Here is a 12316-nt window from a genome sequence, read left to right on the forward strand (position 1 = left end):
CATGACAGCAAGTGACGCTAGCCTCGCGCCTCAGATCTTCTGATTGTACTCGCCGACTTCGGGATGCGTGCGCAGCACGCTATTCACCATCTCGAACATGTCGTGCATGCGCTGCTCGGAGACCGGGCTCTCGACCACGACGACGAGCTCGGGCTTGTTGGAGGAGGCGCGCACCAGGCCCCAGCTGCCGTCCTCGACCGTGACGCGTACGCCGTTGACGGTGACGAGGTCGCGGATCGACTGGCCGCCGATCTTGGCACCCTTCGCCTGCAAGCCCTCGAAGTGCTTCACCACCTTGTCGATGACACCGTATTTGGTCTCGTCGGCGCAATGCGGCGACATGGTCGGCGACGACCAGGTTTTTGGCAGCGCGTTCTTCAGGTCGGCCATCGACTTGCCGGGCGCGCGGTCGAGCATGTCGCAGATCGCGATCGCCGATACCAGGCCGTCGTCATAGCCGCGGCCATACGGCTTGTTGAAGAAGAAATGGCCGGACTTCTCGAAGCCGGCGAGCGCGCCCATCTCGTGGGTGCGGCGCTTCATGTAGGAATGGCCGGTTTTCCAGTAGGCGACCTTCGCGCCCTGCTTCTGCAGCACCGGATCGGTCACGAACAGGCCGGTCGACTTCACGTCGACGACGAACTGCGCGTCCTTGTGGATCGCCGACATGTCGCGCGCCAGCATCACGCCGACCTTGTCGGCAAAGATCTCCTCGCCGGTGTTGTCGACGACGCCGCAGCGATCGCCGTCACCGTCGAAGCCGAGGCCGACATCGGCCTTGTGCTGCAGCACCGCGTCGCGGATGGCGTGCAGCATCTCCATGTCTTCAGGGTTCGGATTGTATTTCGGGAAAGTGTGGTCGAGCTCGGTGTCGAGCGGAATCACCTCGCAGCCGATCGCTTCAAGCACCTGCGGCGCGAACGCGCCGGCGGTGCCGTTGCCGCAGGCCGCGACGACCTTGAGCTTGCGCTTGAGCTTCGGACGGCTGGTAAGATCGGCGATGTAGCGCGCCGGATAATTCTCGTGAAACTGGTAGGAGCCGCCGGCCTTGTTCTTGAACTCGGCGCCCAGCACGATCTCCTTCAGCCGCGTCATCTCATCGGGACCGAAGGTCAGCGGGCGATTGGCGCCCATCTTCACGCCGGTCCAGCCATTGTCGTTGTGCGAGGCTGTGACCATGGCGCAGCAGGGCACGTCGAGATCGAACTGCGCAAAATAGGCCATCGGCGTCACCGCGAGCCCGATGTCGTGCACCTTGCAGCCTGCTGCCATCAGGCCGGAGATCAGCGCGTATTTGATCGAGGCCGAATAGCCGCGGAAATCATGACCGGTGACGATCTCTTGCTTGACCCCGAGCTCGGCGATCAGCGCACCCAGCCCCATGCCGAGCGCCTGGATTCCCATCAGGTTGATTTCCTTCTGGAACAACCAGCGCGCGTCGTATTCGCGAAAACCCGTGGCCTTCACCATCGGCTCGGATTCGAAGGCGTAAGTGTTGGGCAGCAAGACGGATTTCGGCTTGGGAAACATTGAGACGGTCTCGCGAAATGAGGCAGGATTTGGTGCAGCCTTAGCGAATGCCGGGCCGCAGCGGAAGGCGGGAATGAAGGCTTATGGCGGATAATTGCGGCGGTTTGGTAACGGGGTTTGTACCCGCGACGTGATATGCATCTCTGACCAGAATGGGCTAACTCTGCAGGCGTGCAATCTCCTCTTCAACGACCGCCCTTAGGGGCGGAAGTGCCTGTTGAACCGTCTCCCACACAAAACGGGCTGCAACGTCCTCATAGTTGTGGCGATAGACATTGTCCGCAGCCGCCATCTGCTTCCACGCGATTGCTGGGTGCCTCGTTTTCAAGTCATCAGGCAGGCGGCGAGATGCTTCTGAAATAATCTCCAGGCACCGTGTTACCGCATAGACGGCCCGTAGATCCGCCGCGAACGCATCGCGATCAAGGCCTCCGGCGAACTTGATCGCCAGATCGATGTGATGCAAGACGTCGCGGAGAGTCCCCTCGATGCGATCAGAAGGCATAGACAGCGTCAGCCGTCGCTGCGGGAGCGAGGTATGATTTCAGGCCGTCGCGGTTGACGACGTCAACGGGCTCGTCAAAAAGATTGGCAATATATTCCTTGAGCTCAACGTAATCGAAGATCGTGATCCGCGCATCGGGATCGATCTCGACTATGATATCGACATCACTGCCGGAATGGCTTTCGCCCCTCGCCACCGAGCCAAACAACGCGGCATGCAAAACGCCCCGCTCGCGCAGGGCAGGTTCGGACTGTCGCAGGATGGCAATCGCATCGGGACTGTTCATTGGCGGAATATAGCACTCCGCCCGCCCCAGCGGGAGGGCCTAACAAGGCCGCCGGGGAGACCTTACTGCTCCAGAACCATCTGGCCGTTGGCGTATTCGAAACGCTTGAGGCGGGAGAGGAAGGAGAGGCCGAGCAGGTTCTCGGACAGCGCCTCGTCGGGCAGCACCATGGCGTCGACGTCGCGCACGATTAGGCCGCCGACATCGACCATGGCGATACGGGTGCGCGCGGCCTTGATGGTGCCGTTGGCGGTGGAGACGGTGGCATTGTAATCGCCGCGCGAGGGACGCAGGCCAAAGCGGGCGGCCGAGGTCTCGTTCAGCGCAACCACGGAGGCGCCGGTGTCGACCATGAAGCCGATGCGCTGGCCTTCAATCCGGCCGTCGGTCTGGAAATGACCCCGTCCGTCGCGGGGGATGCTGAGGCTGCGGCCGCCGGCCGGCGCGGTGGACGCGAGTGCCACCGTCGTGCGTGGCACCGACGTCGCCGAGGCGGAGCTCATCCTGTCCGCCATCTGCGCCATGAAGGTGCCGAGGCCGATCATGATCGCCGCCAAGATCATTATGTTACGCATTACACCACTTCCGAGCCGGAAAGCTCGATTTGACCACGCGGCAGGCCCGTCCGCGAGCGACGCTGCGGCCAGAGCGGTGCTATTTTGACGAAAAGGATGAGCGGACGGTTAATGCGCCTTCGTAACTCTCAGGTGCCGCGCGGCTTGACTCGCCGGGTCGGCAGCGCATTCGCCGGATCTTCCGGCCAGGGATGGCGCGGATAGCGGCCGCGCAGGTCGGAGCGAACCGCGCTGTAACTGCCGCGCCAGAAACCGGGGAGATCGCGCGTCACCTGTACCGGGCGCTGCGCCGGCGACAGCAATTCCAGCACCAGCGGCACCTTGCCCGCGGCGACCGACGGATGGGTGTTGAGGCCGAACAATTCTTGGAGCCGCACCGCGATGGTCGGCCCCTGCTCGGCCTCGTAGTCGATCGCGAGTACGCTGCCGGTCGGCGCCTCGAAATGCGTCGGCGCCTCGCGGTCGAGGCGCGCGCGCATCTCCCACGGCAACAATGCCATCAACGCGTCGGAGAGATCGCCGGTGGAGATGTCCTTCAGCGCGATCTTGTCGTAGAGCGCCGGCACCAGCCAGTCGTCGCGCCGCGCGATCAAGCCTTCGTCCGACAGGTCGGGCCAGCTGTCGCCTTCGGCCTTGCGCAAAAACATCACGCGGTCGCGCCATTGCTTTGCTGCTTTCGACCAGGGCAGCCGGTCGAGGCCGACGGCAATGAGCCCGTCGGCGAAGATGCGCGCGGTGTCCTCCGAGGGCGACACGGCAAGCGTCGCCTCGGAGAGAGTGATCGCGTGCAGCGCGCGCTTGCGCCGCGCCCGCAGCGCCATCGCACCGCGGTCGAACGAGATCTCGTCGACGGATTCGATATGCTCGGCGAAATGCTGCTCGATCTCGTCCTGCGTGATTTGCGCGGCGAGCAGAATGCGGCCGCTCGCCGCCGTCCCCGTCATCTCGCCGATCGCGATATAAGGTGCGCGGGCAAGTGACGATGTCTGATCGACGGCGGCACCACGACCGTTGGCAAGCACGAAACTGCCATTGCCGCGATTCCGCGCGACGCGATCCGGGAAGGCATAGGCGAGCATCAGGCCGGTCGAGACGTCACCTTCTCCGGCCGCCGTCTTCTCTGACGCCGCCACCTGTGAAGCCCAGCGCCGGGCGAGGTCGCGCGCGCTCGTTGCGCGTGGCGAGCGCTCGCGGCGGAACTGGTCGCGACGGTGTTCGAGATCGACGCTGTCGCCGCCGAGCCCGCGCTCGGTGATGATGGCGGCGATCTCGGCGGCGGCTTCGCCCTCGCCGGCACGATGCGAATCCACGATCATGCGCGCCAGCCGCGGCGGCAGCGCCAGCGCACGCAGGCTCTTGCCTTCCGCGGTGATGCGGCCGTCGCCATCGAGCGCATTGAGCTCGGAGAGCAGGCTCTTGGCTTCCTTCCAGGCCGGCTGCGGCGGCGGGTCGAGAAACGACAGCGCGGCAGCGTCAGCGACGCCCCATTGCGCGAGATCGAGCACCAGCGAGGACAGATCGGCGCTGAGGATTTCCGGTTGGGTATAGGGCGCGAGAGACGCCGTCTGCGGCTCGTCCCAGAGCCGGTAGCAGACACCGGGCTCGGTGCGGCCGGCGCGACCGCGGCGCTGGTCCGCCGCCGCGCGCGAGACGCGCACGGTCTCGAGCCGCGTCAGCCCGATGTCGGGTTCGTAACGCGGCACGCGGGCAAGACCGGAATCGACGACGATGCGCACGCCTTCGATGGTGAGCGAGGTTTCCGCGATCGAGGTCGCCAGCACCACCTTGCGCGTGCCCTTCGGCGCCGGCGAGATGGCACGGTCCTGCACGGCGGCATCGAGCGCGCCGAACAGCGGCACGATTTCGATACTGGCATCCTGCACACGTTCGCTGAGGAAATTCTGGGTGCGGCGGATTTCGGCGGCACCCGGCAGAAACGCCAGCACCGAGCCGCTATCGGCGCGTAGCGCGGATGCGATCGCATCCGCCATCTGCCGCTCCACCGGCGCATCCGCCTTGCGACCGAGATAGCGTGTTTCGACGGGAAAGGCGCGGCCCTCGCTTTCGACGACGGGCGCTTCGCCAAGCAGCTTTGCCACGCGCGCGCCATCGAGCGTTGCCGACATCACGAGGATGCGCAAATCCTCGCGCAGGCCCTGTTGCGCGTCGCGCGCTAGCGCAAGCCCCATATCGGCGTCGAGCGAGCGCTCGTGGAATTCGTCGAACAGGACGGCGGCGACGCCTGACAGCTCGGGATCGTCGAGGATCTGACGGCTGAAGATACCTTCGGTCACCACCTCGATGCGGGTCGCACGCGAGATTTTTGAGCCGAAGCGAACGCGATAGCCGACGGTCTCGCCGGCCCTCTCGCCAAGCGACTTGGCCATGCGGTCGGCGCTGGCGCGCGCAGCAATGCGCCGCGGCTCGAGCACGATGATCTTCTTGCCCTTGGCCCAGGGGGCATCGAGCAGCGCGAGCGGCACGCGCGTGGTCTTGCCGGCGCCCGGAGGCGCGACCAGCACGGCCGCGTTGTGCGCCTCCAGCGTACGCGAGAGGTGGTCAAGCACGGCATCGATCGGGAGGGGCGTGTCGAAAGTGCGGGGCAAAAAATTATCCGGTCGTCATGCCCGGGCTTGTCCCGGGCATCCACGTTCTTTCATCTGACAGTGAACAAGACGTGGATGGCCGGGACAAGCCCGGCCATGACGGAATCGTTCGTGCTGCCAGCGCCGATCAGCCCTGCACCGGCGGGCGGCCGATGCTTTCGTAGGTGAAGCCGGCCGCAGCCATGTCCTCGGGGCGGTAGATGTTGCGGAGATCGACGACGACGGGCTGGGCCATGGTCGCCTTCAGCCGGTCGAGATCGAGGCCGCGGAACTGCACCCATTCGGTGACGACAACCAGCGCATCGGCACCTTCAGCGCAGGAATAGGCGTCCTCGCAATAGGTGATGTTGGGCAGTTCGCCCTTGGCCTGCTCCATGCCGACGGGATCGAACGCCTTCACCTTCGCGCCCATGTCGATCAGGCCCGTGACCAGTGGGATCGACGGCGCATCGCGCATGTCGTCGGTGTCGGGTTTGAAGGTAAGGCCGAGCACGGCGATGGTCTTGCCTCGCAGCGAGCCGCCGAGCGCCTGGCTGACCTTGCGGGCCATCGCGCGCTTGCGGTTCTCGTTGACGGCCAGCACGGCTTCGACGATGCGCAAGGACACGTCGTAGTCTTGCGCGATCTTGATCAGCGCCTTGGTATCCTTCGGAAAGCACGAGCCGCCGAAGCCGGGGCCGGCATGCAGAAATTTGGTGCCGATGCGGTTGTCCAGGCCAATGCCGCGCGCGACTTCCTGGACGTTGGCGCCGACCTTCTCGGAGAGGTCTGCGATCTCGTTGATGAAGGTGATCTTGGTCGCGAGGAAGGCGTTCGCGGCGTATTTGATCATCTCGGCGGTACGGCGCTCCGTAAACATCAGCGGCGCCTGGTTCAGCGACAGCGGACGGTAGATGTCGCCCATCACCTTACGGCCGCGCTCGTCGGAGGTGCCGACGACGACGCGATCGGGAAACTTGAAGTCGCGGATCGCGGCGCCCTCGCGCAGGAATTCGGGGTTGGAGGCAACGACGACGTCGGCCTTGGGGTTGGTCTCGCGCATGATGCGCTCGACCTCGTCGCCGGTGCCGACCGGAACGGTCGACTTCGTCACCACGACGGTGAAACCGGACAGCGACTGCGCGATCTCTTTGGCGGCGGCGTAGACATAGGACAGATCGGCGTGGCCGTCACCGCGGCGCGACGGCGTGCCGACCGCGATGAACACGGCATCGGCATCGGCGACCGGCTTGGACAGGTCGGTGGTGAACTCCAGCCGCTTGGCCTTGACGTTGGTCGCAACGAGTTCGTCGAGCCCGGGTTCGTAGATCGGGATCTCGCCGCGATGAAGTGCAGCGATCTTCTTCTCGTCCTTGTCGACGCAGATGACGTCATGACCGAAATCTGCAAAGCAGGCCCCGGACACCAGTCCCACATAGCCCGTTCCGATCATCGCGATTCGCATGAAAAACCCTGTTTTGGCTTGGTTAATGAAACACTAATTCGGGGAAGGTTTAGCATTTTCCCCATGGAAGGGAACCGTCAGCCCGCAAAAACCGGGCACATGAATTGCAACGGTAAACAAATCGAAAGCCGCAAGGCGCCACACTGCTCCGCGTTCACACAGATCCGGGCGGAACACGCCTCGAAAAGGGACACCATGACACCATCGGGCACAATCGCCGCGAGCGGGGGGCTCAAGGCCCCTTCTGCTGCGCGCGTCGATTGGGTCGATTACGCCAAGGGCATCTGCATCGTCATGGTCGTGATGATGCATTCGGTGCTGGGGGTCGAGCTCGCCGCCGGCCAGACCGGTTTCATGCATGTCGCCGTGGCCTTCGCAAAGCCGTTCCGGATGCCGGATTTCTTCCTGATTTCGGGCCTGTTCCTGCCACTGGTGATCGACCGGGACTGGCGAACCTATCTCGACCGCAAGGTGGTGCATTTCGCCTATTTCTATGTCGTGTGGGTGACAATCCAGTTCGGCTTCAAGGCCCCCGCATTCGCCGCCGAAACCAGCTGGCGCGACGCCGGCCTGCTGTATCTGGAATCCTTCGTCGAGCCGTTCGGCACGCTCTGGTTCATCTACCTGCTGCCGATCTTTTTCGTCGTCACAAAACTGACACGGCGAATCCCCCCGCCCGCGATCTGGCTTATCGCGGCCGCGCTGGAGACGGCGCGTGTTGCAACCGGCTGGACCACGATCGACGAGTTCTGCGCGCGCTTTGTCTATTTCTATTCAGGCTATCTGTTCGCGCCCTACGTGTTCGCGCTGGCGGATCGCGCGCGCAATCATCCCGCATGGGCGCTGGCAGCGCTCGCCACGTGGGCGCTGGTCAATGCCGGCCTCGTCTTGTGTGGGGCCAGCGAATGGAAGATCGTGTCGCTCGTGCTCGGCTTCGCCGGCGCCTGCGCCATCATCACCATGGGCACGCTGCTCGCACGCGCCCGCTGGCTGAACTTTTTCCGCTTCTGCGGCGAGCACTCGATCGTGATCTATCTTGCCTTCTTCCTGCCGATGGCGGCCACGCGGACCCTGCTGCTGCACACGGGTGTCATTCCCGACATCGGCACGGTGTCGCTGATCGTCACCATCGTCGGCGTGATCGGAGCACTCGCGATCTGGCAGGCGGCGTTGCGGCTCAACGCCAATTTCCTGTTCGAACGGCCGGATGCATTCTGGATTGTACCGAAGAAGGCCGGGGCGCGGTTGCAGCCGGGCTCGCTGTCGTCGCCCGGCTCGGCCGGGCGACCCAGTATTCCAGAAACCGCGGTGATCGACCGATAAGCCGCGGCGTACTGGATGCCCCGCTTTCGCGAGGAACGACAGCGGGGGATAGCTGCGTCACCGGCCTAAAAATCCCATCCGCAAGGCTGTCAAAGCCCGCAAAAATTCATACATTGCGGCATGCCCAAAACCTCCCCGAAAGCTGCCGAACCCACGTCCGCCAAGCCCGTCGCCGCCAAGCCGGCCGGCAAGGGCGACCACGTCTTCCTGGTCGACGGTTCCGGCTACATCTTCCGCGCCTACCATGCGCTGCCGCCGCTGAACCGCAAGTCCGACGGCCTGCAGGTCAATGCCGTGCTCGGCTTCTGCAACATGCTGTGGAAGCTGTTGCGCGACATGCCCGAGGACAACCGGCCGACGCATCTGGCAATCATCTTCGACAAGTCGGAAATGACCTTTCGCAACAAGATCTATCCTGAGTACAAGGCCCACCGGCCGCCTGCGCCTGACGATCTGATCCCGCAATTTTCGCTGATCCGCGAAGCGGTGCGCGCGTTCGACCTGCCTTGCCTGGAACAGGTCGGCTTCGAGGCCGACGATCTGATTGCGACCTATGTGCGGCAAGCCTGCGAGCGCGGCGCCAGCGCGACCATCGTGTCCTCCGACAAGGACCTGATGCAACTCGTCACCGATTGCGTCACCATGTACGACACCATGAAGGACCGCCACATCGGCATCCCCGAGGTGATCGAGAAGTTTGGCGTGCCGCCGGAGAAGGTGGTGGAAGTGCAGGCACTGGCCGGCGATTCCACCGACAACGTTCCTGGCGTGCCCGGCATCGGCATCAAGACCGCGGCGCAGCTGATCACCGAATATGGCGATCTCGACCAATTGCTGTTCCGCGCCACCGAGATCAAGCAGCCGAAGCGGCGCGAGGCGCTGATCGAGCATGCGGAAAAGGCGCGCATCTCGCGCCAGCTCGTGCTGCTCGACGACAAGGTCGCGCTGGAGGTGCCGCTGGACGATCTCGCCGTCCATGAGCCCGATGCGCGCAAGCTGATCGCTTTCCTGAAGGCGATGGAGTTCACGACGCTGACGCGTCGCGTTGCCGACTATTCGCAGATTGATCCAGCCAACGTCGATGCCGATCCCGGCTATGCCAGCGGCGCCAGCGTCTTCTCGCCGCTGCCGCCTTCGGACGTCGTGCCGGCACCAGGAGCCGGCACGCCGGCGCAAGTTCAGGCGGGCCAGCGCAACGCATCGGCGAGCAAAGAGGACAAGGCCGCGAGCCCGAAGGGCGCGCCGATTTCTCTCGCAGCCGCGCGCGAAGATGCTTTGCGCAAGCTTCCGGTCGATCGCGGCAAGTACCAGGCCATCAAGACACTCGCGGAATTAAACGCGTTCATCGCGCGCATCCATGATGCCGGCCATGTCTCGGTCGAGATCCGGGGAAACTCGATCGACCCGATGCAGGCCGATCTCTGCGGCATCGCGCTGGCGCTGGCGCCGAACGAGGCCTGCTACGTGCCGCTGGCGCACAAGCAGTCCGGCGGCGGCGCCGGCCTGTTCGACGCGGGCCTCGCGCCCGATCAAGTCAAGCACGACGATGCTATCGAAGCGCTGCGGCCGGTGCTGGAATCATCAGGCATTCTCAAGATCGGCTTCGACGTCAAATTCACCGCCGTGATGCTGGCGCAACACGGCATCACCTTGCGCAACGCCGACGACGCGCAGCTGATCTCCTATGTGCTGGACGCCGGCCGCGGCTCGCATGGGATGGAGTCGCTTTCCGAGCGTTGGTTTGGTCACGCCATGCTGAAGGAGAACGAGCTGCTCGGCAGCGGCAAGGGCAAGATCACGTTCGACCAGGTGCCGATCGACAAGGCCGCGCCGCTGTCGGCGGAAGGCGCCGACATCGCCTTGCGCGTCTGGCGCGTCCTGAAGCCGCGCCTTGTCGCCGAGCACATGACCACCGTCTACGAGACGCTGGAACGCCCGCTGGTCACAGTGCTCGCACGTATGGAGCGGCGCGGCATCTCGATCGACCGCCAGGTGCTGTCGCGTCTCTCCGGCGACTTCGCCCAGACCGCGGCCCGCGTCGAAGCCGAGATCCAAGGGATCGCGGGCGAGCCCGTCAATGTCGGCAGCCCGAAGCAGATCGGCGACATCCTGTTCGGCAAGATGGGACTGTCCGGCGGCACCAAAACCAAGACCGGCGCGTGGTCCACCACCGCGCAGGTGCTCGACGAACTGGCCGAGCAGGGCCATGACCTTCCCAAGAAGATTCTGGAGTGGCGCCAGGTCTCGAAGCTGAAATCGACCTACACCGACGCGCTGCCGACCTATGTCCATCCGCAGACCCATCGCGTGCACACGACCTACGCGCTGGCCGCGACCACGACGGGCCGGCTGTCGTCGAACGAGCCGAATTTGCAGAACATTCCGGTGCGCACCGAGGACGGACGCAAGATCCGGCGCGCCTTTATCGCAACATCGGGGCACAAGCTCGTCTCCGCCGACTATTCGCAGATCGAGCTACGGCTGCTCGCCGAGATCGCCGACATTCCCGTGCTGAAGCAGGCGTTTCGCGACGGTCTCGACATTCACGCCATGACGGCATCGGAGATGTTCGGCGTGCCGATCGAGGGCATGCCGAGCGAAATCCGGCGACGCGCCAAAGCGATCAATTTCGGCATCATCTACGGCATTTCGGCGTTCGGCCTCGCCAACCAGCTCGGCATCGCGCGCGAGGAGGCCTCCGCCTACATCAAGAAATACTTCGAGCGCTTCCCCGGCATCCGCGCCTACATGGACGAGACGCGGGATTTCTGCCGGAGCCACGGCTACGTCACCACGCTGTTTGGCCGGAAGATGTACTATCCCGACATCAAGGCTTCGAACGCCTCGGTGCGCGCCTTCAACGAGCGCGCGGCAATCAACGCGCGGCTCCAGGGCACCGCCGCCGACATCATCCGCCGCGCCATGACGCGGATGGAGGATGCGCTGGCCGAAAAGAAGCTGTCGGCGCAGATGCTGCTTCAGGTGCATGACGAATTGATCTTCGAAGTGCCCGACGCCGAGATCGCAGCGACGCTGCCGGTCGTGCAGCACGTGATGCAGGACGCGCCGTTCCCGGCGGTGCTGCTCTCGGTGCCGCTGCATGTGGACGCGCGCGCGGCGAACAATTGGGACGAGGCGCACTGATTTTTCTTGCCTCGCCCTGCTTACGGGGCGAGGCAGCGTAGCGCGTGCGGCCGCACCTGAATTGTCCTCCGTGCAATTGCGCGATGGCCTCGCGATCCCCCGCACACTAAAACCGTGCCGTCTCCCGCACCGGTTCAGCCATGCCCCACACCTCCGCTTTGCTCGGCTTCGCCCTCGTCTGCCTCGGCCTTGTGCTCACGCCCGGGCCGAACATGATCTACCTGATCTCGCGTTCGATCACGCAGGGACCGGCGGCGGGCATCGTCTCGCTCGGCGGCGTGGCGCTGGGCTTCGTATTCTACATGCTGTGCGCCGCGTTCGGCATCACGGCGCTGCTGCTCGCCATTCCCTTTGCCTATGACGCGTTGCGCTTCGCCGGTGCCGGTTATTTGCTGTGGCTGGCCTGGCAGGCGGTGAAGCCCGGTGGGCGCTCGCCGTTCCAGGTGAAGCAGCTTTCGATCGACAGCCCGCGTAAATTGTTCGCGATGGGGTTTGTCACCAATTTGCTCAACCCGAAGATCGCGATGCTTTACCTCGCGCTGCTGCCGCAGTTCATCGATCCCAATGCCGGCAGCGTGCTGACTCAGTCAGTCGTGCTCGGCGCGATCCAGATCGCGATCAGTGTCAGCGTCAATGCGATGATCGCGCTCGCGGCCGGCTCGATCGCGCTGTTCCTCGCAAGCCGGCCAAGCTGGATGCTGGTGCAGCGCTGGCTGATGGGCACGGTGCTGGCCGGGCTTGCAGTGCGGATGGCGGTCGAGGCGCGGAAGGTGTGAGGTTCTTTTCACCTCTCCCCGTAAGAACGGCTATCGAATTCACACATATTGCGGAGGAATTTGATTGCTGATTCCGTGAGTTGAGTGATGATTCGCGGGAGCGAGCGATGTCTGGGATGGATTACGG

The 12316-nt window shown here is 64.3% G+C and carries 8 protein-coding genes and 1 pseudogene; 3 read left to right on the top strand and 6 right to left on the bottom strand.

Annotated features, from left to right (window positions below; genetic code table 11):
- Window positions 1-30: 30 nt before the first annotated feature.
- From IVA74_RS33795 to IVA74_RS33820, 6 genes are all read right to left on the bottom strand, one after another.
- Window positions 31-1530, bottom strand: a complete 1500-nt coding sequence (locus tag IVA74_RS33795) for a phosphomannomutase/phosphoglucomutase (protein ID WP_247351468.1) — start codon at window positions 1528-1530, stop codon at window positions 31-33.
- A 157-nt stretch (window positions 1531-1687) separates the two neighbouring features.
- Window positions 1688-2035 (bottom strand): HepT-like ribonuclease domain-containing protein, encoded by a 348-nt coding sequence (locus IVA74_RS33800; RefSeq protein ID WP_247351469.1) that lies wholly within the window; start codon window positions 2033-2035, stop codon window positions 1688-1690.
- Complete coding sequence (locus tag IVA74_RS33805; RefSeq protein WP_247351471.1) at window positions 2025-2321, bottom strand: nucleotidyltransferase family protein; 297 nt, start codon at window positions 2319-2321, stop codon at window positions 2025-2027. The genes IVA74_RS33800 and IVA74_RS33805 overlap by 11 nt, the downstream gene beginning before the upstream one ends.
- Before the next feature lie 62 nt (window positions 2322-2383).
- Window positions 2384-2896 (bottom strand): TIGR02281 family clan AA aspartic protease, encoded by a 513-nt coding sequence (locus tag IVA74_RS33810; protein ID WP_247351472.1) that lies wholly within the window; start codon window positions 2894-2896, stop codon window positions 2384-2386.
- A gap of 128 nt (window positions 2897-3024) precedes the next feature.
- Complete coding sequence (gene hrpB / locus IVA74_RS33815) at window positions 3025-5502, bottom strand: ATP-dependent helicase HrpB (RefSeq protein WP_247351473.1); 2478 nt, start codon at window positions 5500-5502, stop codon at window positions 3025-3027.
- Window positions 5503-5629: 127 nt separating this feature from the next.
- The gene (locus tag IVA74_RS33820; protein WP_247351475.1) at window positions 5630-6946 is read right to left on the bottom strand and encodes a UDP-glucose/GDP-mannose dehydrogenase family protein; all 1317 of its coding nucleotides are present in this window, start codon (window positions 6944-6946) and stop codon (window positions 5630-5632) included.
- 195 nt (window positions 6947-7141) lie between these two features.
- Here IVA74_RS33820 and IVA74_RS33825 point away from each other — a divergent pair.
- The 3 genes and pseudogenes from IVA74_RS33825 to IVA74_RS33835 form a co-directional block, all read left to right on the top strand.
- Window positions 7142-8197 (top strand): annotated as a pseudogene (locus IVA74_RS33825) (acyltransferase family protein); the annotation flags it as partial.
- A gap of 192 nt (window positions 8198-8389) precedes the next feature.
- Window positions 8390-11413 carry a DNA polymerase I gene (gene polA / locus IVA74_RS33830; RefSeq protein WP_247351477.1) on the top strand — a complete coding sequence of 1008 codons (3024 nt, stop codon included), beginning with the start codon at window positions 8390-8392 and terminating at the stop codon, window positions 11411-11413.
- Window positions 11414-11553: 140 nt separating this feature from the next.
- Entirely contained in the window at window positions 11554-12189 is a 636-nt protein-coding gene (locus IVA74_RS33835; RefSeq protein WP_247351478.1) for a LysE family translocator, read from the top strand.
- Window positions 12190-12316: the final 127 nt, after the last annotated feature.

Origin of the sequence: Bradyrhizobium sp. 132, from assembly GCF_023074185.1 — a bacterium.
In the GTDB taxonomy this organism is placed as follows: domain Bacteria; phylum Pseudomonadota; class Alphaproteobacteria; order Rhizobiales; family Xanthobacteraceae; genus Bradyrhizobium.

Coding starts and splice junctions, on each gene's coding strand:
- polA (WP_247351477.1), top strand. CDS start 8,390: ATGCCCAAAACCTCCCCGAAAGCTGCCGAACCCACGTCCGCCAAGCCC.
- IVA74_RS33835 (WP_247351478.1), top strand. CDS start 11,554: ATGCCCCACACCTCCGCTTTGCTCGGCTTCGCCCTCGTCTGCCTCGGC.
- IVA74_RS33795 (WP_247351468.1), bottom strand. CDS start 1,530: ATGTTTCCCAAGCCGAAATCCGTCTTGCTGCCCAACACTTACGCCTTC.
- IVA74_RS33810 (WP_247351472.1), bottom strand. CDS start 2,896: ATGCGTAACATAATGATCTTGGCGGCGATCATGATCGGCCTCGGCACC.
- IVA74_RS33800 (WP_247351469.1), bottom strand. CDS start 2,035: ATGCCTTCTGATCGCATCGAGGGGACTCTCCGCGACGTCTTGCATCAC.
- IVA74_RS33820 (WP_247351475.1), bottom strand. CDS start 6,946: ATGCGAATCGCGATGATCGGAACGGGCTATGTGGGACTGGTGTCCGGG.
- IVA74_RS33805 (WP_247351471.1), bottom strand. CDS start 2,321: ATGAACAGTCCCGATGCGATTGCCATCCTGCGACAGTCCGAACCTGCC.